This window comes from Pseudomonas sp. CNPSo 3701 (assembly GCF_028674975.1).
Lineage (GTDB): Bacteria > Pseudomonadota > Gammaproteobacteria > Pseudomonadales > Pseudomonadaceae > Aquipseudomonas > Aquipseudomonas straminea.
In genome coordinates, this window is sequence record NZ_JAQZSI010000004.1 from 39,723 (window position 1) to 63,991 (window position 24,269).

At 61.7% G+C, this 24,269-nt stretch carries 26 protein-coding genes; 1 reads left to right on the forward strand and 25 read right to left on the reverse strand.

Going from position 1 to position 24,269, the window contains the following annotated elements:
* Window positions 1–69: 69 nt before the first annotated feature.
* The 12 genes from PVA39_RS12485 to flhA all read right to left on the reverse strand — a co-directional run bounded on the left by PVA39_RS12485 (window position 70) and on the right by flhA (window position 13,358).
* On the reverse strand, window positions 70–921 hold the full coding sequence (locus PVA39_RS12485) for a CheW domain-containing protein (protein ID WP_147177682.1): 852 nt from the start codon (window positions 919–921) through the stop codon (window positions 70–72).
* A 91-nt stretch (window positions 922–1,012) separates the two neighbouring features.
* Window positions 1,013–1,801, reverse strand: a complete 789-nt coding sequence (locus tag PVA39_RS12490) for a ParA family protein (protein WP_274124328.1) — start codon at window positions 1,799–1,801, stop codon at window positions 1,013–1,015.
* Window positions 1,798–2,664 (reverse strand): flagellar motor protein MotD, encoded by an 867-nt coding sequence (motD, locus tag PVA39_RS12495; RefSeq protein WP_274124329.1) that lies wholly within the window; start codon window positions 2,662–2,664, stop codon window positions 1,798–1,800. Before motD ends, PVA39_RS12490 begins: the two co-directional genes overlap by 4 nt.
* A gap of 2 nt (window positions 2,665–2,666) precedes the next feature.
* Window positions 2,667–3,407, reverse strand: a complete 741-nt coding sequence (locus tag PVA39_RS12500) for a flagellar motor protein (protein ID WP_274124330.1) — start codon at window positions 3,405–3,407, stop codon at window positions 2,667–2,669.
* Window positions 3,407–4,534 carry a protein-glutamate methylesterase/protein-glutamine glutaminase gene (locus tag PVA39_RS12505; RefSeq protein WP_274124331.1) on the reverse strand — a complete coding sequence of 376 codons (1,128 nt, stop codon included), beginning with the start codon at window positions 4,532–4,534 and terminating at the stop codon, window positions 3,407–3,409. Before PVA39_RS12505 ends, PVA39_RS12500 begins: the two co-directional genes overlap by 1 nt.
* Window positions 4,535–4,576: 42 nt before the next feature.
* Window positions 4,577–6,868, reverse strand: a complete 2,292-nt coding sequence (locus tag PVA39_RS12510; protein ID WP_274124332.1) for a chemotaxis protein CheA — start codon at window positions 6,866–6,868, stop codon at window positions 4,577–4,579.
* An 11-nt stretch (window positions 6,869–6,879) separates the two neighbouring features.
* Complete coding sequence (locus PVA39_RS12515; protein ID WP_093503458.1) at window positions 6,880–7,668, reverse strand: protein phosphatase CheZ; 789 nt, start codon at window positions 7,666–7,668, stop codon at window positions 6,880–6,882.
* A 19-nt stretch (window positions 7,669–7,687) separates the two neighbouring features.
* A complete protein-coding gene (locus tag PVA39_RS12520; RefSeq protein ID WP_013791048.1) occupies window positions 7,688–8,062 on the reverse strand; it encodes a chemotaxis response regulator CheY in 375 nt (124 codons plus the stop codon).
* A gap of 196 nt (window positions 8,063–8,258) precedes the next feature.
* Window positions 8,259–9,002: an RNA polymerase sigma factor FliA gene (gene fliA / locus PVA39_RS12525; protein WP_013791047.1), complete on the reverse strand. Its 744-nt coding sequence runs from the start codon at window positions 9,000–9,002 to the stop codon at window positions 8,259–8,261.
* Entirely contained in the window at window positions 8,999–9,829 is an 831-nt protein-coding gene (gene fleN, locus PVA39_RS12530) for a flagellar synthesis regulator FleN (protein WP_178109916.1), read from the reverse strand. The genes fliA and fleN overlap by 4 nt, the downstream gene beginning before the upstream one ends.
* Before the next feature lie 97 nt (window positions 9,830–9,926).
* Entirely contained in the window at window positions 9,927–11,234 is a 1,308-nt protein-coding gene (flhF, locus tag PVA39_RS12535; protein ID WP_274124333.1) for a flagellar biosynthesis protein FlhF, read from the reverse strand.
* Window positions 11,235–11,249: 15 nt separating this feature from the next.
* Complete coding sequence (flhA, locus tag PVA39_RS12540; protein WP_274124334.1) at window positions 11,250–13,358, reverse strand: flagellar biosynthesis protein FlhA; 2,109 nt, start codon at window positions 13,356–13,358, stop codon at window positions 11,250–11,252.
* A 226-nt stretch (window positions 13,359–13,584) separates the two neighbouring features.
* Between flhA and sodC the strand changes: the two genes are divergently transcribed.
* The gene (gene sodC / locus PVA39_RS12545; RefSeq protein WP_274124335.1) at window positions 13,585–14,106 is read left to right on the forward strand and encodes a superoxide dismutase [Cu-Zn] SodC; all 522 of its coding nucleotides are present in this window, start codon (window positions 13,585–13,587) and stop codon (window positions 14,104–14,106) included.
* A gap of 39 nt (window positions 14,107–14,145) precedes the next feature.
* On the opposite strand, the gene flhB is transcribed toward sodC, so the two are convergent.
* From flhB to fliJ, 13 genes are all read right to left on the reverse strand, one after another.
* On the reverse strand, window positions 14,146–15,282 hold the full coding sequence (gene flhB / locus PVA39_RS12550) for a flagellar biosynthesis protein FlhB (RefSeq protein WP_274124336.1): 1,137 nt from the start codon (window positions 15,280–15,282) through the stop codon (window positions 14,146–14,148).
* Window positions 15,282–16,058: a flagellar biosynthetic protein FliR gene (gene fliR / locus PVA39_RS12555; protein ID WP_093503446.1), complete on the reverse strand. Its 777-nt coding sequence runs from the start codon at window positions 16,056–16,058 to the stop codon at window positions 15,282–15,284. Before fliR ends, flhB begins: the two co-directional genes overlap by 1 nt.
* Before the next feature lie 4 nt (window positions 16,059–16,062).
* Complete coding sequence (gene fliQ, locus PVA39_RS12560; RefSeq protein WP_013791040.1) at window positions 16,063–16,332, reverse strand: flagellar biosynthesis protein FliQ; 270 nt, start codon at window positions 16,330–16,332, stop codon at window positions 16,063–16,065.
* 10 nt (window positions 16,333–16,342) lie between these two features.
* On the reverse strand, window positions 16,343–17,128 hold the full coding sequence (gene fliP / locus PVA39_RS12565) for a flagellar type III secretion system pore protein FliP (protein ID WP_093503444.1): 786 nt from the start codon (window positions 17,126–17,128) through the stop codon (window positions 16,343–16,345).
* On the reverse strand, window positions 17,128–17,553 hold the full coding sequence (fliO, locus tag PVA39_RS12570; protein WP_274124337.1) for a flagellar biosynthetic protein FliO: 426 nt from the start codon (window positions 17,551–17,553) through the stop codon (window positions 17,128–17,130). Before fliO ends, fliP begins: the two co-directional genes overlap by 1 nt.
* 4 nt (window positions 17,554–17,557) lie before the next feature.
* Complete coding sequence (fliN, locus tag PVA39_RS12575) at window positions 17,558–18,028, reverse strand: flagellar motor switch protein FliN (protein ID WP_093503440.1); 471 nt, start codon at window positions 18,026–18,028, stop codon at window positions 17,558–17,560.
* Between the two features lie 62 nt (window positions 18,029–18,090).
* Entirely contained in the window at window positions 18,091–19,062 is a 972-nt protein-coding gene (gene fliM / locus PVA39_RS12580; protein WP_073268173.1) for a flagellar motor switch protein FliM, read from the reverse strand.
* 15 nt (window positions 19,063–19,077) lie between these two features.
* On the reverse strand, window positions 19,078–19,602 hold the full coding sequence (gene fliL / locus PVA39_RS12585; RefSeq protein ID WP_274124338.1) for a flagellar basal body-associated protein FliL: 525 nt from the start codon (window positions 19,600–19,602) through the stop codon (window positions 19,078–19,080).
* 221 nt (window positions 19,603–19,823) lie between these two features.
* Entirely contained in the window at window positions 19,824–21,095 is a 1,272-nt protein-coding gene (locus PVA39_RS12590) for a flagellar hook-length control protein FliK (protein WP_274124339.1), read from the reverse strand.
* 72 nt (window positions 21,096–21,167) lie between these two features.
* On the reverse strand, window positions 21,168–21,524 hold the full coding sequence (locus PVA39_RS12595) for an Hpt domain-containing protein (protein ID WP_274124340.1): 357 nt from the start codon (window positions 21,522–21,524) through the stop codon (window positions 21,168–21,170).
* Between the two features lie 75 nt (window positions 21,525–21,599).
* Complete coding sequence (locus PVA39_RS12600) at window positions 21,600–23,294, reverse strand: ATP-binding SpoIIE family protein phosphatase (RefSeq protein WP_274124341.1); 1,695 nt, start codon at window positions 23,292–23,294, stop codon at window positions 21,600–21,602.
* A 6-nt stretch (window positions 23,295–23,300) separates the two neighbouring features.
* Entirely contained in the window at window positions 23,301–23,606 is a 306-nt protein-coding gene (locus tag PVA39_RS12605) for an STAS domain-containing protein (protein ID WP_013791031.1), read from the reverse strand.
* A gap of 207 nt (window positions 23,607–23,813) precedes the next feature.
* Window positions 23,814–24,266, reverse strand: coding sequence for a flagellar export protein FliJ (gene fliJ, locus PVA39_RS12610; protein WP_274124342.1), 453 nt, complete (start codon window positions 24,264–24,266; stop codon window positions 23,814–23,816).
* Window positions 24,267–24,269: the final 3 nt, after the last annotated feature.

A 24,269-nucleotide genomic window follows, 5' to 3' on the forward strand; every position in this document is an offset into this window, starting at 1 on the left:
CGCGCGTTGCGGTGCGCGGGAGTCCCGCTATTCAAGTGATCGCACGCCCTTTCGCGCGTGCGAACGTTATCAGTGTATCTGCCCGTTGTGCATGCGCTTGGTGGCGCCGCTGGCGATCAGCTCAGCCAGGGCAGCGACATCCAGCAACGCACACATGTGTTCGATCACGGTACCTGCCAGCCAGGGCCGCTGGGCACGCTGGCTGCGCCATTTGACTTCATCCGGGTTCAGGCGAATCGAGCGGCTGACCTGATGCACCGCCAGCCCCCACTCGTAGCCCTGCACGGAAATCACGTACTGCAGGCCCTGCTTGAAATCATCCCGGTAACGATCGGGCATGACCCAGCGGGCAGTGTCGAGCACCTTCAGGTTACCGGCCTGTGATGGCAGTATGCCCAAAAACCAGTCCGGTTGGCCAAACAAAGGTGTCAGCTCCTGGCCGGCGAGCGGATAAATCGAGCCCAGACACACCAGCGGTACCGCCAGGGTCAGGCCGGCGACATCGAACAGCAGGCATTCGAACGGCTCTTCGGCCCAATCAGGACGGCCGTCAGGCTGGCTCGAGAAAATCTGTGGCGCAGGACGACTCACGTCGGCGATCGGCTCGACCACCGGCGGCATCGGAATCGGCTCGACGATAGCCGGGGCAAGCGCCTCGGTGACCGGAGCGGCAACTTCGGCAACCGGCTCGCTCACCACTTCGGCGACGGCAGGCTGCACCAGGGTCAGCGCGGGCGCTTCGGCGCGCGGCGCGAGCTTTGCGTCACGCACCTGCTCCTCAAGCACGGCCGCTTCGAAATCATCGAGAGGGCTGTGCTCGATCGTCTGCTCGAGTTCGATGGCCGCATCCTGCAGCAGCCCGTCGAGGTAAGACTGCAGCGCCAGTTGGGGCCGAGTTGCGGTAGCAGTGGTACGACTCATGAAGGCAACCTGCAGAAGAGTTCTGTATGGGCTATCGGCCGCAAGGGCCACAGACTTGAGCCGGTTCGCGCAGAATATTCAGCCGGCATGATCAGGCCACCTGGGAAGCAGGCTGCTGCGCCAGCAAATGCTTGAGCAGCGCGCGGTAGGCAATGGTGCCGCGACTATTGGCGTCGAACTGCGACGGCGTGAGCCCTGCCCGACTGGCATCACGAAGCCGGGTATCGACGGGAATGTAAGCCTGCCAGAGCTGCTCAGGATAGGTGTGCTTGAGCAGGCGCAGGGTCGACAGCGAGGCTTGAGTACGACGGTCGAACAGCGTCGGCACGATGGTGTACGGCAGCGCCTGCTTGCGTGAGCGGTTGATCATCGTCAGCGTGTTGACCATACGCTCCAAGCCCTTGACCGCGAGGAACTCGGTCTGCACCGGAATTACCAGATGCTGGCTGGCTGCCAGCGCGTTGACCATCAACACGCCGAGCAACGGCGGGCTGTCGATCACTGCATAGTCGAAGTCCTGCCACAACTGCGCCAGGCTCTTGGCGACTACCAGGCCCAGGCCGCTCTGACCTGGCGACTGACGCTCGAGCGTGGCCAACGCGGTGCTCGATGGCAGCAGGGAAATACGTTCATGGCTGGTGGGCAGCAGCAGTTGCTTGGGCAGGCCTTCCGGCACATTGCCCTGATGCTGGAACAGGTCGAAATTGCTGTTTTCCAGAGTGTCCGGATCATGGCCGAAATAGCTGGTCATCGAGCCGTGGGGGTCGAGGTCGACCACCACCACGCGCTTGCCGGCATCCGCCAACAGGCCTGCCAGTGCGATGCTGGACGTGGTTTTACCCACACCGCCTTTCTGATTGGATACCGCCCACACTCTCATAATTTTCTTCCTCCCGGGGACAGGCCAGGCCCGACCGAGACTAATTGCCCGCTTGACCAGCTGGCGACGGGGAATTGACGGTACCGTTGCCGGGCGTTGGCGCTTCCCGTACCCGTCACACTACGCCGTACATCCAGATTACGCGAGACCACCAGTACTACCCTGCGGTTACGCGCCCTCCCCTCGGCGGTGGCGTTGTCGGCCACCGGTTGGAACTCGCCGTAGCCAACCGCCGCCAATCGCGACGGATCGACCCCATCCATGGCCAGCATGCGCACGATACTCGCTGCCCGCGCCGTCGAGAGTTCCCAGTTGGTGGGATACTGAGGCGTCTTGATCGGCTGGTTATCGGTAAACCCTTCGACATGGATAGGGTTGCCATAAGGCGCCAGGATCTTGGCGATCTTCTCGATGATCTCGAAGGCCTCGTCATTGGGCAGCGCATCGCCACTGGGAAACAGCAGCCCGGAACTCAGTTCGATCTCGATCCACAGTTCATTACCGCGCACCTTGAGCTGATCGCTCTGCAACAGACCGCCAAAAGCATCTCGGATGCTGTCGGCGATATTCTGCAGGGTCGAGGCGGCGATCTGCTGTTGCGACGATTCCTCGTCGACCATCGAGCGATCTGGTTCGGTAGTACGAGGGCGTTCGTCGCCTACCGGAATTGGCTTGATAGAGCGATCCGGCTGGTTGAAAACCCCGGTCAGGGTCTGCGAAAGAATCTTGTACTTGCCTTCGTTGATCGATGAAATCGAATACATGACCACGAAGAAGGCAAACAGCAGGGTGATGAAATCCGCGTAGGAAACCAGCCAACGTTCGTGGTTCTCGTGTTCTTCGTGGCGGCGTCGGCGGGCCATGATCAGCTCATGAAGCCTTGCAGCTTCAGCTCGATAGACCGTGGATTTTCGCCTTCCCCGATCGACAGGATGCCTTCTAGGAGCATCTCCCGATACGCCGACTGGCGCATGGCGACCGACTTGAGCTTGTTGCCGATGGGCAACAGCAAGAGGTTGGCGATGGCCACACCGTAGATGGTGGCGACGAACGCCACGGCAATGCCGCTGCCCAACAGGCTGGGGTCAGCCAGGTTACCCATTACGTGGATCAGCCCCATGACCGCACCGATGATGCCGATGGTCGGTGCGTAGCCACCCATGCACTCATAGAACTTGGCAGCCTGGATATCGCGACTTTCCTGGGTATAAAGATCGACTTCGAGAATGCTGCGTATGGCTTCCGGCTCGGCGCCATCGACCAGCAGTTGCAGCCCCTTGCGCGCGTAGGGATCGGATTCGCCATCGGCGACCGCCTCCAGGCCGAGCAGGCCTTCCTTGCGCGCCGTCATGCTCCAATTAACTACGCGATCAATGCCGCCTGCCAGGTCGATCCTGGGCGGCACGAAGATCCAGCGCAGGATGCTCACGGCGCGCTTGAACACCGCCACGGGCGTCTGCAAAAGCGCCGCGCCCAGCGTTCCGCCGATCACGATCAGGGCCGCCGGGCCGTTGAGCAGTGCCGAGGCATGACCGCCTTCCAGAAAGTTGCCGCCAAGGATCGCGACGAACGCCAGAATGACGCCGATCAGGCTCAGCACATCCATCAGAGGCAGGCCTCGACCAGATGGCGACCGATATCATCCAGGGGATACACCGCGTCGGCGAGGTTGGCTTTCACGATGGCCATGGGCATGCCGTAGATCACGCAGCTCGCTTCATCCTGAGCCCAGACCTGACTGCCGCCCTGCTTGAGCAAACGCGCGCCTTCGCGCCCGTCGGCGCCCATGCCGGTCAGCACCACGGCCAGCACCTTGTCGTTGTAGGACTTGGCCGCCGAGCCGAAGGTGATATCCACGCACGGCTTGTAGTTCAACCGCTCGTCACCGGGCAGGATGCGGATGGTGCCGCGGCCGTCGATCATCATCTGCTTGCCGCCGGGAGCCAGAATGGCCAGGCCGGGACGCAGAATATCGCCATCCTCGGCTTCCTTGACATTGATCTTGCAGAGCTTGTCCAGACGCTCGGCGAAAGCCTTGGTAAAAGCGGCCGGCATGTGCTGAATCAGCACGATGGGCGTCGGGAAGTTGGCCGGCAGTTGAGTCAGCACGCGCTGCAGGGCCACCGGGCCGCCGGTGGAGGTGCCGATAGCTACCAGCTTGTAGGCCTTGCGCTTGGGCGCCGCGCTGGACGAGGCGGCATGCCGCTCGGCCGGCGGATGGCTAACGCTCGGCTGCGGGCGCGCAGCTGGAGCCGGCGTGCTCGGCGTGCTGGCAGGTCGGCTCAGGCCTCCGCCGGCAGGCGGCGTCAGGGACGCCGTGCCGATCCCCCGGCGGTTGCTGCGCGAGATGCTATGGACCTTCTCGCACAGCAATTGCTTGACCTTTTCGGGGTTGCGCGAAATGTCTTCGAAGTTCTTCGGCAGAAAGTCCACCGCACCGGCATCCAGCGCGTCTAGGGTGACGCGGGCGCCTTCGTGGGTGAGCGAGGAAAACATCAGAACCGGCGTGGGGCAGCGCTGCATGATGTTGCGCACGGAGGTGATGCCGTCCATGAGCGGCATCTCGTAATCCATGGTGATCACGTCCGGCTTCAGTGCCAGGGCCTGATCGATGGCCTCACGTCCGTTGGTGGCCGTACCGACCACGGTGATGTTGGGGTCCGACGAGAGAATTTCCGAAACCCTGCGGCGGAAAAAACCGGAGTCATCGACTACCAGTACCTTGACAACCATAAACACTCCTAAGCGGCACGGCCGTCGCCGTGCCGCGGACGATCAGAGACGCCGTGCGTAGCGCTTGAGCATGCTGGGCACATCGAGGATCAGTGCGATGCGGCCATCACCGGTGATGGTCGCGCCGGACATGCCGGGCGTGCCCTGGAGCATCTTGCCCAGCGGCTTGATCACCACCTCTTCCTGGCCGACCAGCTGGTCGACCACGAAGCCGATGCGCTGGTTACCCACGGTGAGAATCACCACATGCCCTTCGCCCTGCTCTTCATGAGCCGCACTGCTCACCAGCCAGCGCTTGAGGTAGAACAGCGGTAGCGCCTTGTCGCGAACGATCACGACTTCCTGGCCGTCGACCACGTTGGTGCGCGACAGGTCGAGGTGGAAGATCTCGTTGACGTTGACCAGCGGGAAAGCGAACGCCTGGTTGCCGAGCATCACCATCAGCGTCGGCATGATCGCCAGGGTCAGCGGCACCTTGATGACGATCTTCGAGCCCTGCCCCTTCTGGGAGAACACGTTGACCGTGCCGTTGAGCTGGGAAATCTTGGTTTTCACCACGTCCATGCCGACGCCGCGACCAGAGACATCGGAAATCTCGGTCTTGGTCGAGAAGCCTGGCGCAAAGATCAGGTTGTAGCACTCCAGATCGCTCAGCCGATCGGCGGCATCCTTGTCCAGCAGGCCTTTTTCCACGGCCTTGCTGCGCAGGATCTCGGCGTCCATCCCCTTGCCGTCATCGGTGATCATCAGCAGGATGTGGTCGCCTTCCTGCTCAGCGGATAGTACTACCCGCCCAGTACGCGACTTGCCGGCTGCCTCACGCTCGTCAGGGCTTTCCACCCCGTGGTCGACGGCGTTGCGCACCAAGTGCACCAGCGGATCGGCCAGCGCCTCGACGAGGTTCTTGTCCAGGTCGGTCTCTTCACCAACCAGTTCCAGGTTGATCTCTTTCTTGAGCTGACGCGCCAGATCGCGAACCAGGCGAGGGAAGCGCCCAAAGACCTTCTTGATCGGCTGCATGCGGGTCTTCATGACCGAGGTCTGCAAATCGGCCGTGACAACGTCGAGGTTCGACACCGCCTTGGACATGGCCTCGTCGCCGCTGTTGAGCCCCAGGCGCACTAGGCGGTTACGCACCAGCACCAGTTCGCCGACCATATTCATGATCTCGTCCAGGCGCGCAGTGTCGACGCGAACGGTAGTCTCCGCTTCGCTGGCCGGTGCGGCAGCCGCCGCAGGTGCAGGCGCCGACTTGCTAGCTTCGGCCTTGACGGCAGCGGGAGCTGGCTTGCTTGGTTCCGACTTGGCGGCAGGCGCAGGTGCTACCTTGGCCGGCTCGGCCTTGGCGGCCGGCGCAGCGGCTTTGGCAGGTTCCGGGGCAGGAGCCGGTTTTGCAGCAGGCGCAACGGCCGCGGCCGGCGCTACGGCAGGCGCGACGAACTGACCCTTGCCATGTAGTTGATCGAGCAGCGCTTCGAATTCGTCATCGGTGATTTCATCGCCCGGCGCTGCCGAGGCCGGTTCGCTGGAAGCGGCTACCGGTGCCGCCGCCGGCGCAACGGCAGGCGCAGCGAACTGGCCCTTACCATGCAACTGGTCGAGCAGCGCTTCGAATTCATCATCGGTGATCTCATCGCCAGGCGTTGCGGCAGCGGCAGGCTCAGCAGGCGCTGCAGCCACCGGTTCCACGGCAGGCGCACTGAACTGGCCCTTGCCGTGCAACTGATCGAGCAGCGACTCGAATTCGTCATCAGTGATTTCGTCAGCCGCCGTGGCGGGCTGCGCCGGCGCTTCGTCGCCCAGTGCATCGAGCAATTGTTCGAATTCGCTGTCAGAGATATCTGCTGAAGGCTGTGCCGCTGCCACCTCGGGCTCCGCAGGCACGGCAGCCACCGGTTCAGGTTCAGCCGCGACCTCGACTGCTGCGGGTGCAGACTCGGCACCAGCGGGCTCAGCCAGACGCGCTAGCGCGGCCAGCAGCTCCGGCGAAGCTGGCGTCAGCTCCACGCGCTCGCGCACTTCGGCGAACATACCGTTGACGGCGTCCAGTGCTTCGAGCACCACGTCCATCAGTTCGGCGTCCACACGACGCTCGCCTTTGCGCAGGATGTCGAACACGTTCTCGGCAATGTGGCAGCACTCGACCAGCTCGTTGAGCTGCAAGAAACCGGCACCACCTTTTACCGTGTGAAACCCTCGAAAGATCGCATTGAGCAGATTCATATCGTCCGGGCGGCTTTCCAACTCCACCAACTGCTCGGACAATTGCTCAAGAATTTCGCCGGCCTCTACCAGGAAATCCTGGAGGATTTCTTCATCGGCGCCGAAGCTCATATGACGTGCTCCTAAAAACCCAGACTGGACAGCAGATCGTCGACGTCATCTTGGTTAGAGGCGACATCATCACGCTTATCGGCATGAATCTGCGGACCTTCACCGCGGGACGGATTTTTTTCTTTGTTTTGCTCGGCACGCAACTGTTCGTGGTTGTGATCGATACCAGCAAAGCGATCGACCTGACTGGCCATGAGCACCAGTTTCAGCAGATTGCTCTCGACCTCGGTCACCAATTGCGTAACGCGCTTGATCACCTGACCGGTCAGGTCCTGGAAATCCTGCGCCAGCAGAATGTCGTTGAGATGCTCCGACAATTTGCTGGTGTCGCGCTGGCTGCGCGACAGAAACAGCTCGATACGCTTGGCGAGCTCACGGAACGCCTCGGCGCTCATCTCGCGGCGCATGAAGCGGCCCCAGTCCTCGGCGAGCGAATCGGCTTCGCTACTCAGGTCATTGACCAGCGGCGCGCTCTGCTCGACCAGATCCATGGTGCGATTGGCCGCACGCTCGGTCATGGTCACCACGTAGTTCAGGCGCTCGGTGGCGTCGGAAATCTGCGAGATTTCCTTGGCGTGAGGCACCCGGGGATCGAGCTGAAAATTGACGATAGCGTTATGCAGCTCACGGGTGAGCTTGCCGACTTCGAGGTAAAGCCCCCGGTCGCGCGCCTTGTTCAATTCATTGATCAGCTGTACGGCTTCGCCAAAGTTTCCTTGCTCGAGGCTGTCGACCAGTTGGCGGGCATTGCTTTTCAGGGTCGACTCGAGGTCAACCTCGTTGGAGTCATCGTGTTCCATAACAACCTCGCGGCAGACATCAGCCGTTAACTCGCTCGAAGATTTTTTCGATCTTTTCCTTGAGCACCTGAGCGGTGAAGGGCTTGACTACGTAGCCATTCACACCGGCTTGTGCGGCCTCGATGATCTGATCGCGCTTGGCTTCAGCCGTCACCATGAGCACCGGCAACTGCTTGAGTCGCTCATCGGCGCGCACGGCGCGCAGCAGATCGATACCGGTCATGCCCGGCATGTTCCAGTCGGTTACCAGAAAATCGAAATTGCCGCTCTGCAGCATCGGCAGCGCGGTTACCCCGTCATCAGCCTCTGCCGTGTTGGTGAACCCCAGATCACGCAAGAGGTTCTTGATGATCCGTCGCATCGTCGAGAAATCATCGACGATGAGGATTTTCATGTTCTTGTCCAAGTCGACCTCCGTACAGTCCTAAAACGCCTACACCTTGTGCAGCGCTTATTAATCGTGAAACCGGCCTGGCTGAACGCCGCAAACCATTGCGCTCGGCTTTGCTGCGTTCACTGTGTGCCCCGCCCTGCTGTGCTGCATTTACCACAAGGGCTGGCTCGACCAACTCCAGCCCCGGCACAAATTCCTATGCGCGCCACTCCCCCAACCGCGCCCGTAAGCGCGCGGCACACTGACTATGCAGTTGGCTGACCCGCGATTCACTCACCCCCAGCACCTCGCCGATTTCCTTGAGGTTCAATTCCTCGTCGTAGTACAGCGACAACACCAGCCGCTCACGTTCCGGCAGATTACTGATGGCATCGGCCAATGCAGCCTGGAAACGATTGTCTTCCAGCTCATGCGAAGGCCCGTGATGCAGGGAACTCGTGTCTTCCTGCAGACCGCCGTTTTCGCCTTCCTGCAAAAGGTCGTCGAAACTGAACAGGCGGCTGCCCAAAGTGTCGCCAAGAATGCCGTAGTAATCTTCGAGACTCAATTGGAGTTCGGCAGCAACCTCGTGATCTTTAGCGTCACGACCGGTTCTGGCCTCAATTTTTCGTATTGCATCACTGACCATGCGACTGTTTCGGTGCACCGAACGCGGCGCCCAGTCACCCTTGCGCACTTCATCGAGCATGGCCCCACGGATGCGGATACCGGCAAAGGTCTCGAAACTGGCGCCCTTGCCGGCATCGTACTTACGCGACGCCTCAAGCAGACCGATCATGCCGGCCTGGATCAAGTCGTCGACCTGTACGTTGGCGGGCAGACGGGCCAGCAGGTGGTAGGCAATGCGTTTTACCAGCGGCGCATGGCGCTCGATCAACTGATGCTGTGAATCTCGTGCTTGTGCCTTGCTGTACATTCGGAGTCCAGAGGCTGTCGTCATACAGCCGTGTCTGCAGTCGGTTGTTGCACCAGGCGCTCAACGAAAAACTCCAGATGGCCACGCGGGTTGGCCGGCAAGGGCCATGCATCGACCTTCTGGGCAATCGCCTTGAACGCCAGCGCGCACTTCGAACGAGGGAACGCCTCATACACCGCACGCTGTTTCTGTACGGCCTTGCGAACCGATTCGTCGTACGGCACCGCGCCCACGTATTGCAGCGCGACATCCAGAAAACGGTCGGTCACTTTAGTCAGCTTAGCAAAGAGATTGCGGCCTTCCTGGGGGCTGTGCGCCATGTTGGCAAGGACCCGGAAACGGTTCATGCCGTGGTCGCGATTGAGCAGCTTGATCAGCGCGTAGGCATCGGTAATGGAAGTCGGTTCGTCGCACACCACCACCAGCACTTCTTGGGCCGCGCGCACGAAGCTGACCACTGAATCACCAATACCGGCAGCGGTATCGACGATGAGCACGTCAAGGTTCTCGCTGATGTCGCTGAAGGCCTGGATCAGGCCGGCGTGCTGCATGGGCGTAAGCTGCACCATCGCTTGAGTACCGGAGGCGGCGGGCACGATACGAATGCCGCCAGGCCCCTGCAGCACCACGTCACGCAGGTCGCACTCGCCGTCGATCACGTCAGCCAGGGTGCGTTTGGCGGTAAGACCAAGCAGCACGTCCACGTTGGCAAGGCCCAGGTCGGCGTCCATGAGCATAACGCGCCGACCAAGGTCGGCGAGTGCCAGCGACAAGTTCACCGACACATTGGTCTTGCCAACGCCGCCTTTGCCGCCAGTCACCGCGATCACCTGTACGGGATGCATACCCATGTTATCTACACACCTTATTCTGACTTCACTGTGGGCCCTGGGGCCATTGTGCGCTGTCGCGGCGAGCACGACCAGCGCGTCACCGTATTCAATCCGTTCAACCGGCCTGTCTGGCAGGGTTCTGATAGAGCCCTGCGAACATATCGGCCATGGTGTCTTCGCTCGGCTCGTCCGGAGCCTGCAGGCCAACGGCGCGACTGACCAACTGATGGCTGCGCGGCACGTGTACGTCATCCGGGATGCGCGGGCCATCTGCCAGGTAGGCTACCGGCAGACAATGGCCAATAGCCAGCCCCAATACCTCACCCATGCTGGTAGCCTCATCCAGTTTACTCAGAATGCAGCCCGCCAGCCCACAGCGCTTGTAGCTGTGATAGGCCGCCTTGAGAACCTGCGCCTGGCTGGTGGCGGCCAGCACCAGGTAATTGCGTGCGTTGACGCCGCGGCTGGCCAGCGCCTCAAGCTGCATGCGCAGCGCCGGATCATTGGCGGGCAGCCCGGCGGTATCGATTAGCACCACACGTTTGCGGGCCAGCGGTGCAAGCGCCTGGGTCAGCGACTGACCCGGATCGACCTGGGTCACCGAGACGCCAAGAATCCGGCCCAGGGTCTTGAGCTGTTCCTGAGCGCCGATACGGTAGCTGTCCATGCTCACCAGAGCGATGCTGGCCGCGCCATACTTGAGAACGTAGCGCGCGGCCAGCTTGGCCAGGGTGGTGGTCTTGCCCATGCCGGCGGGGCCGACCAGCGCGATCACGCCGCCCTCTTCCATCGGCTCCTGCTTGGGCGTCTGAATCGAATGGGCAAGGTGCGCCAGCACCATGCGCCAGGCTTTGCGCTGATCGGCAATCGAGGCGACCCGCTCGAGCAGCACGCGCGACAGCTCTGCTGGTACCCCCATACGCTGCAGACGGCGCCACAGTGTGGCCTGCTGCGGGCGCCGGCTCTGCATCTGCCCCCAGGCCATCGAGCCCATCTGCATTTCGATCAGCTCACGCAGGCCATGCAGCTCGGAGCGCATGGAATCCAGCGCCGACTGATCGACTGCCGCCGCAACCGGCTTCTGCTGTTGACGCTTGAGTACGGCATCCAGGCTGTCGGCAGGCGGCGTGGCAGCTGCCGCGCCAAACAGCTGACGGTCCTTGCCAGCATCGAGCTGGCTGCGGGTGCTCAGCTCAGCGTGGGCCGAGGCGATCTTCGACTGGGTCTTGCGCAACTCGGCTTCCAGCGCCGGGTTGGCCTGACGTGCTGGCACAGGCGGGGCCTGATAATCGAGTGCAGCCGTCAATTCCACGCCACCGGCCACACGGCGGTTGGCGATGATGGTCGCATCGGCGCCCAGCTCATCGCGAACCAGCTTCATGGCTTGGCGCATATCGGCAGCGAAAAAGCGTTTGACCTGCATGGCCCGTACCCTCGATTAGTTCTGCCCCACCGTCGCAACGATGGTGACCTGCTTGTTGTCCGGAATTTCCTGGTACGCCAGAACATGCATGCTCGGGACGGCCAACCGGGCAAAACGCGAGAGCATTCCCCGAACCGGCCCAGCCGCCAGCAGAATCACCGGCTTGCCAAGCATCTCCTGACGCTGCGCTGCTTCCACCAGGGAACGCTGCAGCTTCTCGGCCATACCAGGTTCGAGGAGGATGCCATCCTCGGAGCCCTGACCGGCCTTCTGAAGACTGTTTAGCAATATCTGTTCCAACCTTGGCTCAAGGGTGATCACAGGCAGCTCCGGCTCTAGTCCCACGATGTTCTGCACGATGGCGCGAGATAGCGCGACGCGAACTGCCGCGACCATGGCGGCGGGATCTTGACTCCTTGGCGCAACGTTGGCGATGGCCTCGGCAATGGTGCGGATATCGCGTACCGGCACTTGTTCCTGCAGCAATGCCTGCAGCACCTTGAGCAGGGTCGACAGGGAAATCAGCCCGGGCACCAGCTCTTCGGCGAGCTTGGGCGAGCTTTTCGCCAGTAATTGCATCAGTTGCTGGACCTCCTCGTGGCCCAGCAGCTCGTGGGCGTGCTTGTGCAGGATCTGATTGAGGTGAGTGGCCACCACGGTACTGGCGTCCACCACGGTGTAGCCGAGCGATTGCGCCTGGTCACGCTGGCCCGGATCGATCCACACGGCTTCGAGGCCGAACGCCGGATCTCTGGCGGCCACCCCATTGAGGGTGCCGAACACCTGACCGGGGTTGATCGCCAGCTCGCGATCCGGATAAACCTCGGCTTCGGCGACACTGACGCCCATCAGCGTCAGGCGATAGGCGTTGGGCTGCAGATCCAGGTTGTCGCGAATATGCACCGACGGCATCAGGAAGCCCATTTCCTGGGAAAGCTTCTTGCGTACGCCCTTGATGCGCGCCAACAGCTGGCCACCCTGATTGCGATCGACCAGCGGGATCAGTCGGTAGCCTACTTCCAGGCCGACCATGTCCACTGGCACTACGTCGTCCCAGCCCAGTTCCTTTACTTCCTGGGCGCGCTGGGCTGGCAGCAGTTCCTGCTGACGCTGCACTTCGATGACTTCGGCTTCCTTGACCTTGCGCTGCTTGTTGGCGATCCAGTAGGCCGCGCCAGCCGCCACCAGCCCGAGGCTGATGAACGACATGTGCGGCATGCCAGGCACCAGGCCCATGGCAATCATGATGGCGGCGGAGACAGCCAGCGCACGCGGCGAGGCGAACATCTGGCGGTTGACCTGGGCGCCCATGTCTTCGGCGCTGGAGACACGGGTCACCATGATGGCCGCGGCGGTGGACAGCAGAAGCGACGGGATCTGGGCGACCAGGCCGTCACCGATGGTCAGCAGCGTGTAGATGCGGCCGGCGTCGGCGAAGCTCAGGCCATGTTGCAGCATGCCGATGGCGATACCGCCGATCAGGTTGATGAACAGGATCAGCAGGCCGGCAACCGCGTCGCCGCGCACGAACTTGCTGGCACCGTCCATGGAGCCATAGAAGTCGGCTTCCTGAGCCACTTCGCTGCGACGTTTCTTGGCTTCCACCTGATCGATGAGGCCGGCATTGAGGTCGGCGTCGATGGCCATCTGCTTGCCGGGCATGGCGTCCAGGGTGAAGCGTGCGCTCACCTCGGAAATACGCCCGGCGCCCTTGGTGACCACCACGAAGTTGATGATCATCAGGATCGCGAACACCACGATACCGACCACGTAGTTGCCGCCGATCACCACCTCACCGAAGGCCTGGATCACCTTGCCCGCAGCGTCGTGACCGTCCTGGCCATTGAGAAGCACCACCCGTGTGGAGGCCACGTTCAGCGCCAGACGCAGCAGCGTCGCAGCCAGCAGGATGGTAGGGAACACGGCGAAATCCAGCGGCCGCAGTGCGTAGATCGCCACCAGCAACACAACGATCGACAGCGCGATGCTGAAGGTAAACAGCACATCCAGCAGAAACGGCGGGATCGGCAGCATGACCATGGCGAGCATGACCAGCAGCAACAGCGGAATGCCGAGATTGCCGTTGCGCAGCCCCGACAGGGTGCTGCGAACGTTGCCAATCATCTGTGCGCGATCTACTGCCACGTGTTTACCCCGACTGATTCAATCTTTTGACGTCCAGAACGCCTTTGCAGCCGGTATTGCAAGAACCTTTCCAATTCGTGAAAAAGCCCGACCCAGAAGGCACGGCACAAATTCCCCGAGCGCTTTGAAGACAAAAACACGAACCCCGGTGGCGAAGCCCAGTCACAGCCAATGAACGTTGGATTCACCCACCAAGGAGAACACCATGAAACGCTGGATGATGGCCGCACTGGCCAGTTGCTGCGCGGCGAGCCTTCAGGCTGCCGACAAGACGGTCGAACTCAATGCCGTGGATGCCAATGGTATCGGCAGTTCGGTAGGTAAGGTGGTGATCAGCCAGAGCACCTACGGTGTGGTGTTCACGCCTGAGCTGCATGATCTGGAACCTGGAATTCACGGCTTCCACGTACACGGCAAACCCAGCTGCGAGCCGGCGCCCAAGGATGGCAAACCATCGGCAGCCGAAGCCGCTGGCGGCCACTGGGATCCGAAAAACACCGGCAAACACGACCTGCCATGGGGCGACGGCCATATGGGCGATCTCCCTGCTCTACTGGTGACCGCTGACGGCAAGGCCAGCCAGCCGGTGTTGGCGCCGCGCATCAAGAGCGTGGACGAGCTCAAGGGCCTTTCTCTGATGGTCCATGCCGGCGGCGACAACCATGCCGATCATCCCAAGCCTCTGGGCGGCGGCGGCGCACGCGTCGCCTGCGGCGTGATCAAGTAACGGGCTGGGCGCAGCCTGCCAGATGCAGGCTGCGCTCACTCATTCGTCGCGGCGCAGATCGGGTGGGATTGGCAGATCCTTGAGCGGCGCCGGACGCTTGCCCTTGCCGGCCTGGAACTGGCGAATCTGATAGACGTACGCCAGCACCTGCGCGACGGCGAGGTAAAGACCGGCAGGGATTTCCTGATCGAGCTCGGTGGTGTGATAGATCGAGCGCGCCAACGCCGGCGACTCCAGTATCAGCACATTGTGCTCGGTGGCGATCTCGCGGATTTTCAACGCAGTGAAGTCGCCGCCCTTGGCCAGCAACATGGGCGCCTGGCCGGTTTGTGGGTCATATTTCAGAGCCACGGCGAAGTGGGTCGGGTTGGTAATCACCACATCGGCCTGAGGGACGGCCTGCATCATGCGCTGCTGAGTCATCTGGTGCTGCAGCTGGCGAATGCGCTGCTTGACCTCGGGTTTGCCCTCGCTGTCCTTGTACTCGTCCTTGACCTCCTGCTTGGTCATCATCAGCTTCTGCTTGTTGTCCCAGAGCTGAAACGGCACATCCACGGCAGCGATCAGGATCAGCCCGAACGACATCCACAACGCGCTCCAGCCGACGACTTGCGCCGAGTGCATGATGGCCGACTCGATAGGTTCGTTGGCGATCGCCAACAGATCAGCGCGGTCCTTCGACAGCACCACCAGCGCCACCAGCAGGATGACGATGAACTTGGCCAATGCCTTGAGCAGCTCGATCAACGCTTTCATCGAGAACATGCGTTTGAGCCCGGAGAGCGGGTTCATGCGGCTGAACTTGGGCGCCATGGCCTTGGCCGAGAACAGCCAGCCACCCAGAGCGATGGGCCCTATGATGGACATCACCAGCAGCACGACCAGCAGCGGCAACAGCGCATCGAGTGCCAGCTGCCCGGAGGCGGCCAGCCACAGCGCCATATTGCGCTCATCCATCAGGATCTCGCGTGGCAGCGAAAAGTTGCCGCGCATGATTTCCAGCATGGCATTGCCGATCGAGCCACCGGTGGCCAGCAGCCCGCCAGTGCCGGCCAGCATGATGGCGAAGGTATTGAGCTCCTTGGAGCGGGCGATCTGCCCTTTTTCACGAGATTCCCGGCGGCGTTTCTCCGTGGGTTCCTCGCTCTTGTCGGCACCGCTGTCCGACTCGGCCATCAGCGGGCCCTCGCCAGTTCACGCAACATGATCAGCGCCTCGCTCGCGATGGCCTGATAATGCGCCAGAATGTCAGCTAGAGAAATCCATACGATCACCATGCCTAGCACTAAGGTGAGCGGGAAACCGATGGAGAAGATGTTCAGTTGCGGCGCGGCGCGGGTCATCACCCCGAAGGCGATGTTCACCACCAACAATGCGGTAACGGCCGGTAGCACCAGGATCAGCGCGGCCCCCATTACCCAGCCGAGCTTTGTGGCCAGCTCCCAGTAGTGCTCAACCTGCAGGCCGGAGCCCGGCGGCAGGGTCACGAAACTCTCGGCCAGTACCTCGAACACCACCAGATGCCCGTTCATGGCCAGGAACAGCAGGGTCACCAGCATGGTGAAGTACTGGCCGATCACCGGCACCGAAATGCCGTTGGCCGGATCGACCATGGAGGCGAAGCCCAGGCCCATCTGCATGGCGAGGATCTGCCCCGCCACCACGAAGACGTGAAACAGCAGCTGCAGCACGAAGCCGAGCATCACGCCAACGAGAATTTCCTGTGCGATGAGCATGAAGGCCTGCAGGCTGATCGAATCGACCTGTGGCATCGGCGGCAAGGTGGGCACGATGACCACACTGATGGCGAGCGCGAGGTACAGGCGCACCCGAGTGGGGACCAACTGCGTGCCGATGATCGGCATGACCATCAGCAAGGCGCCGATGCGAAACAGCGGCAGCAGGAAGCTGCTGACCCAGCTGCCGATCTGCGCATCGCTCAGCTCGAACATCGAATCAGCCGATCAGCTGCGGAATGTTCATGATCAGGTTCTGCGTGTACTCCATAAGTTGCTGCACCATCCACGGCCCGGCAACGATAAGGGTCAGCAGCATCACCAGCAGGCGCGGCAGAAAGCTCAGGGTCTGTTCGTTGATCTGGGTAGCGGCCTGGAACATCGCCACCAAAAGGCCCACCAGCAGGCTGGGCATGACCAACAGCCCGACCATCAGGGAGATCAGCCAGAGTCCCTCACGGAACAGATCGACTGCAACTTCAGGGGTCATGTGAGCCTCGCTACAAGGTGCCGAAACTGCTGGCTAGGGTGCCCATGATCAGCGCCCAACCGTCGATCAGCACGAACAGCATGATCTTGAACGGCAGGGAAATGATCAGCGGCGACAGCATCATCATGCCCATGGCCATGAGGATACTGGCCACCACCATATCGATGATCAGAAACGGGATGAAGATCATGAAGCCGATCTGGAACGCGGTCTTGAGCTCCGAAGTCACGAAGGCCGGCACCAGGATGGTCAGCGGCGCCGCTTCCGGCGTGGCGATGTCGGTACGCTTGGACAGACGCACGAACAGTTCCAGATCGCTCTCGCGTGTCTGCGCCAGCATGAAGTTCTTGATTGGCACCTCTGCCCGCTCGATGGCCTGCTGCGCCGGCAGTTGCTGATTCAGATAAGGCTGCAAGGCCTCGCGGTTAATCTGGTCGAACACCGGCGCCATGATGAACATGGTCAGAAACAGCGCCAGGCCGATGAGGATCTGGTTGGACGGCGTCTGCTGCAAACCCATGGCCTGACGCAGGATCGAGAACACGATGATGATCCGCGTGAAGCTGGTCATCAGCATCAGGAACGCCGGGATAAAACTCAGCGCCGTCATGATCAGCAGAATCTGCAGGCTGACCGAGTATTCCTGCTGCCCGTCGGCGTCGGTGCTCAGGGTGATCGCCGGAATAGAAAGCGGATTGCTGCCCTGCTGGATCAATGGGCTGGGCGATGATGGTTCCTGAGCGAAGGCCAGCGAAGTCCCCAGCGCGAACACCAGCACAAGCAGAAGTCGCAACATCAGGACTTGTCCTTCTGGTCCTTGCCCAGCAGTTCCATGAGGCGCTGGGAGAATTCGGTGGATGCCGGCTCGGCATCAGGCAGGTGAACCGGCTCGCCCATCACGTGCAGCGAGTTGATACGCCCAGGTGTGAGGCCTAGCAGAATCTGCTCGTTGCCGACCTGCACCAGCACCAGCCGATCACGGGGGCTCAGCGCCTGAGTGGCGACGATCTTGATCACCTTGCCATTGTTGGGGCCCAGACGCTGCACGCGGCGCATCATCCAGGCGAGCAGGAAGATCAGGCCAATCACCAGTAGCAGGCCAATCACCAGTTGCGCCAACTGGCCGGCGATACCGCCGCTGGCGGCAGGCGCCTGGGCAGAAGGTTCGGCGGCGAAGGCGAAGCACGGCAGCGCAAGGAGTGCGAGCAGGAGTCTGTTCATGGCGTCAGCGCAGCTTCTTGATGCGTTCGCTGGGGCTGATCACGTCGGTCAGGCGAATGCCGAACTTCTCGTTGACCACCACCACTTCGCCATGGGCAATCAGGGTGCCATTGACCAGCACATCGAGCGGCTCGCCGGCCAGGCGATCGAGCTCGATCACCGAGCCCTGGTTGAGCTGCAGCAGGTTGCGAATGGTGATGTCGGCATTGCCCACTTCCATGGAAATGGACACCGGAATATCGAGGATCACATCGAGATTCGGGCCTTCCAGGTTAACCGGATTGTTGACCTTGGGCATGCTGCCGAATTCTTCCATCGGCGCACGGGGCGCCGACGGCTGGCTGGCCGCACTGGCGGCCAGCATCGCGTCGATATCGTCCTGCCCGCCTGCATCTCCGGACTCGGAAAGCGCGGCCGCCCACTCATCGGCGAGCGCTTGTTCTTCGGGGCTGGTTTGTTCGTTCTCGTCTGCCATCGTTCAACCTCGGCTGGCGTTTATCGGCTTGGCTGCGCACAGGGCGCGGCGGAAATAGTGGGCTAGCGGTGACGATCAACCGGATCGAGTACCTGTAGCGAGAGGTTGCCCTTGTGCGAACCGAGCTTGACCTTGAAGGACGGCACGCCGTTGGCGCGCAGAATCATGTGCTCGGGCAGCTCGACGGGAATCACGTCGCCGGGCTGCATGTGCAGGATGTCGCGCACCTTGAGCTGACGGCGCGCAACGGTGGCGCTCAAAGGAACGCTGACATCGAGAATGTCTTCGCGCAGGGCCTTGACCCAGCGTTCATCCTGATCGTCCACGTCGGACTGGAAGCCGGCGTCGAGCATCTCGCGAATCGGCTCGATCATCGAATAAGGCATGGTCACGTGCAGGTCGCCGCCGCCGCCATCGAGTTCGATGTGAAAAGTCGACACCACGATGACTTCGCTGGGGCTGACGATGTTGGCCAGGGCCGGATTGACCTCGGAGCCGACGTACTCGAAGTTGATGTCCATCACCGCCGCCCAGGCTTCACGCAGGTCGACGAAGGCTTGATCGAGCACCATGCGTACAACACGCAGTTCGGTGGGGGTGAATTCACGCCCTTCGATCTTGGCGTGACGGCCGTCGCCGCCAAAGAAGTTATCGACCAGCTTGAACACCAGCTTGGCGTCCAGAATGAACAGGCCGGTGCCGCGCAACGGCTTCATTTTCACCAGGTTGAGGCTGGTAGGCACGTACAGGGAATGCACGTACTCGCCGAATTTCATCACCTGCACGCCACCAACCGCCACATCGGCCGAGCGGCGCAGCAGGTTGAACATGCTGATGCGGGTATAACGGGCGAAACGCTCGTTGATCATCTCCAGGGTCGGCATGCGCCCGCGCACGATGCGATCCTGGCTGGTCAGGTCATATTGCTTGACGCTGCCGGGCTCGACGAACTCCTCGGTTTCCACCAGGCCATCGTCGACGCCGTGCAGCAGCGCATCGATCTCGTCCTGGGACAGCAGGTCTTGTACAGCCATTAGCGAACTCCCGCCCTATTGCAACACGAGGTTGGTGAACAGCACCTGCTCGACAGCCACCTTGCCGGTTTCCTTCTCGGCCACTTGCTGCACGCTGGCGGTCGCCTGCTGGCGCAGCATTTCCTTGCCAACCGGGGTGATCAGGCTGGCGAAATCCTGGCTGGAAAACAGCATCACCAGGTTGTTGCGCAACACCGGCATATTTACTTTGAGCGCGTCCATGGCTGCCTGGTCGCGCCCCATCAGCGCAACGCTGACCTGCATGTAGCGCGGCTTGCCGTTCTGAGTGAAATTGACCACGAAGGCCGGCGTCAGCTCTTCGTAGATTGCCGGCTGCTTGACGGGCGCGGCGTTCTCGGCCTGCGCATGCTCGGCCTCTGGCTTGGCGTTGTCCTTGCTGAGAAAGAACCAGGTGCCGCCGATCGAGGCGCCCACGGCCAGCAACAGGGCCAATACGATGGCGATGATGAGCTTGAGCTTGCCTGGCGGCTTGCTGCCTGCTTCGGCAGCAGCGGCGGGAGGCGCGTTCTTCTTTGCCATGCCAAAAATCCGTCACGGAGCGGAGAACCCTCCGCTTTCAATGGGTTAAGAGCAAGTGTTATGCCAGCTCATAGATGCGGCTGCAATCACCGAGCGCGCCATGTTACGCGAAAGCGTGATGCCTGACCCGACTCGCAGCGCGCCTTAAAACGCAAATCACCCTGCCGATATATCGAGCAGGGTGATTCGAAGTCTAGAACAGCCGCCACAAAGCGGCGTCGTCAGGCGTAATAGTCGACCATACCGCGACCAGCGCCCTGAGCCGGGTCGCGGATCTCGACACTACCGATCACCCGCTCCTCGCCCTCGCCACTCGCGCTCCCTTCATCGACCATACGGCTACCGCGGCCACGGCCATCGCCTTCCTGCCCCTGCCAGGCACGGCCCTGGGACTGGTCGGAAACGTTGACGTCTGCCAGGTTCATGCCCTGCTGGGTGAACATCTCGCGCAGCCGATGCATCTGGCCTTCCAAGGCCTCGCGCACGCTGGGGTGTGCGCTGGCGAAGCTGATCTGGGTCTGATCCTGGTTGAGGCTGATGCGAACGTCGAGACGCCCCAGCTCGGCGGGATCAAGCTGAATCTCCGCGGACTTGAGGTTTTGGCTGGACATCCACATCACCTTGTCCACCACACCTTCGCTAAAGCCAGCTTGCTGCATGGCCAGCGGCTGGCCAGGCACCACGGGCGCCCGACCGACCTGAGCGGTCTGCTGACCAATTGCCTGACTCAGCGCGCTGAGCTTGCTGACGAATTGTTCGGGCGGGGTGTCGGCCGAACTCTCCTTAAGCGCTTCCAGCCCTTCGGTGCTGAGTTCGAAAGACGGCAACGGCGTCGTTTCGCTGGATTCACCTTCCATAGCGCTGCTCTTCACGCCCATTGCAGCCATGGCACTGGCGAACGCCTGGCCGCTGCTGGCCGATGATGAGGTCGCCGCGCCGCCTGGCGTGGCGGTGGACTGAGCAGCGGTTTTCTCCTGAGCGCCGACCTCAAGCGCCAATTGCACGGCAGGCTGCTGATTTAGTGCGTCAATTTCCGGATCGAAGCTCGCCTCGGTCATGGCGGCCGGGGCAGAACCGATCACGCTGGGCGATACATCAACAGTCGGCGCAACCTCGGGCTGCTCTTCGAGCACCTCGGCTTGCGGCTCAGGCTGGAACAAACCCAGCAGCATCAGCGGATCGACGGCGCCCTCTTCGAGTGTAGGCTCTTCGGGCAAATCCTTGCCGCTATCGGCAACCACTGGCTCGGCGGCAACGGCCGCCGCCGGATCGCTGGCGCTTGCCTGGGGGTCGGCCTTGCCGTCGCGTGCTGACTTGGCGGCAGCGTCCTGACGCTCGGCGGCCTTGGCCTGACGCTCCTTGGCGTAGACCTGGGAGAAGCTGGAACCCTCCTGCTTACGTGGTTGCGCGGCGCTCTGCGGGGCATTGGCCGGCGCAGCCTTCGGCTTTGGGGCAGCCGCAGGGGTCAGCAAAAGATCTGGGGCAACGGGCATGAACGCTCTCCGCTTGAATAATGGCGTATACCTTGGCAAAGCAAAGGTCGGGCCAATTATTCCCAATAGCGGTCAGGCGGCAGGAAACCGCTGACGTTCGGACTTCAGCAGAATGCGCAGAATGGCGAACTCGCGTTCGATACGCGCAACCAGTTGTGCCGACTCGTCCAGTTCGCCACGGCGGGCCAGCTCCTCAAGCTCCCGGCAGGACTCGGCCAAGGCCCTGGCGCCCATATTGCTGCAACTGCCCTTGAAACTGTGGGCGGCGCGGCGCATCTCGACGGCGTCCTGGTGCTTCTCAGCCAGATGCAGCAGGCGCAGGCGTTCCTCAGAGTCGGTCATGAAGGTATCCAGCAACACCGGATACTCATCCTCCATGATCTCCTGCAGGGAATTGAGTACATCACGATCAAGATGATTGTCGGACACCCTAGACTCCAGGCCGGCCTCGAATGACGGTACGTCATTACGCGAGCCCGCTGGGGTCGCGCGCGAAAGCCGGAATTATGCCTGCGTGGTCCAGGAAAACTCCACACTGACCCGACGTCCGTCAGGTGACCACTCGCAACGCTCGCTGAACTGTCGGATCAACGCCATGCCACGCCCGCTGAAGCCACCGGCAGTGTGCTCGCGAGCAAGTACCTCCGCGGGATCGAAGCCCCCGCCGCTGTCCTCGACAGTCAGTGTCAGACGCCCACCACCCGGCTGCTGAGTCACATCGAAGACTACACTGACGCAGCCATCCTGCAGGCTGTCGAGCCGCTCGGCACGCAACCGATAATATTCGGCGAATCCTGCCGCATCGCGCTTGAGCGAAGAATCCAGCCCCAGCACACCATGTTCCAGCGCATTGGTATACAACTCGCACAGCACGCTGTAGAGATTGCCGCCGCTGCCGCGCAATCCAGGCACTTCGAGCAGCAACTGCAACAGATGGGGCAACGGATAATAGTCGCGCAGGGTGGGGCCGCGGAAATCATAGCGTGCAGACCAACTCTCAGGGCCGCTCTGGGACTCACTCGCCGCTAACGGCGGTCGGCTGACTGCACTCTCCTCGACCATCGTCACTTCGACCAGGCTGACATCGTCGCGGGCTTCACCGTGGAATGCTTGCAGGGCCTGTTGAATATCGGCGAACAGCCGCGACGGGTCGTGACTGGCATCCAGCACGTCAAGTAGGCGCTGCTCTCCGAAGAGCTCGTCATGCTCGTTCTGCGCCTCGAGCACACCGTCAGAAAGCAGAAAGACCCGGTCGCCCAGCTCCAGCGAATAGGACTCGTAGCCGTCACGAAAACTGTCCGGGTCGAGCACACCCAAAGGTAAGTGATGCGACACCAGCGGTACCCGCTCACCACCCTTGCGCAGTACATAACCGGCGGGCAAGCCACCGCCCCAAAAATCGACCATGCGCCGACGAAAGCTAATGTTCAAAAGCGTTGCACAGCAGAACACGCCGCGAGGCAAAATGCGGCGTAGCTTGGCGTTGCCTTCATGGAGAATCTCCACCAGCGAGTGCCCCTTGCCAGTCATGCGGTAGAACACTTCCGCCAGCGGCATGGCACCAATCGCCGCCGGCAGGCCGTGACCGGTGAAGTCCCCAAGCAGTACGTGCATGTCGCCGCTGGGATGAAAGGCAGCCAGCAGCAGATCGCCATTGAACAGCGCATACGGCGATTGCATATAGCGCACATTGCCAGCGCCCAGACAGCCGGAGTGCGCCACCTTGTCAAAAACAGCCTTGGCGACCAGTTGCTCGTTCTGCAAGTGCTCGTTGTGTCGGGCGATCTGGTCGCGCTGACGCAACACCTCCTGATGCAGGCGCCGCAACCGATCCATGGCGTTGATTTTGGCTTCGAGGATCACCCGACTGTAGGGCTTGGCGAGAAAATCATCGCCGCCCGCCTCCAGGCAACTGGCCAGAGCCTCCTCCTCACTCAGTGAGGTCAGAAAGATGATCGGCACCATAGCCTCGCCCGCCATGGCCTTGATCCGCTTGGCGGCTTCGAAGCCATCCATCACCGGCATCAGCGCGTCCATCAGCACCAGCTGTGGGCGCTGCGATTCGAATAGCGCCACCGCTTCCAGGCCATTGGCGGCAGCCAGCACCCGATGCCCCTGGCGACCGACGATGGTCGACAGCAGCATGCGGTCGGTGGCGCTGTCCTCGGCGATCAGGATGGTGAGCGGTGAGGCCTTCATAGCGCCTCAGTCGATCTGGAAAAGCTGTTCGAAGTTGGAGATGGAGAGAATCTTGCGCACATCGGCATTGCAGTTGAGCAGCCGAATCTGCGCACGGTCGCCACCGGCATGGTCACGCAGCAGCAGCAGCATGCCGAGCGCCGAACTGTCGAGGTAAGTGGTTCCCTTGAGGTCGACCGTGTAACGCTTGGGGCGGATATCGACACGCTCGTAGGCGCGGCGAAATTCCTGATGGGCGCCAAAATCGAAGCGACCTTGAATGGTGATGGTCAACTCTTGCCCGTCTTCCGAGGGCAGCGAGGTGATGGGCATGAAACACTCCTTGATATCCGGGATACCCGCAGCCCGCTAAGGCGAGCCAACCTGGCCGAGGCTGCTCTGGCGAGCAGCCGATAGCTTGTTGACCCGTATGGTGACGCGGTGTCTCACCTGTTTTTCCTGGCCCTGCCCAGCCCGCACTCCGGCGCACTGAATGTCGGCAATAGAAGATTTAGCACTAGCCTGCGTCAGCGGCAACCATCATTCCAGGGAATCACGTCGTGGTATGCGTTGGGACAGCTCATCGAGCAGCTTCTGCTCGCGCTTATCCTCGGCCAGGCGCGCCTCGTCCAGATAGCGCTGCACCAGTTTGCGCAGCCCTTCGAGCCGCGCATAGCGCTGTTGCCAGACATCACGAACCTTGTCCACGTTGTTGCGATGCCAATTCACCGCCTGCTGCTGCTGGGCAATAGCCACGTCGAGCTGTGACAGGAAGCGCTGGTAGTTCATCAACCACTGGCCAGAGACCCCGCGCTGGCCCTCGCCCATCCATTGCTGCTGATAGCCCTGCAGGTATCTATCCAATTCGACCAATTTGCTCTGTGCTTGCCCCAACAGCCCCTGGGCACGGCCAAGCTGCAGCGCCGCCTCGCGCTCGGCCTTCTCGGCCATGTCGACTACCGGCGCCAGGCGCGCCGCTCGGCTGTTGGCCACGGG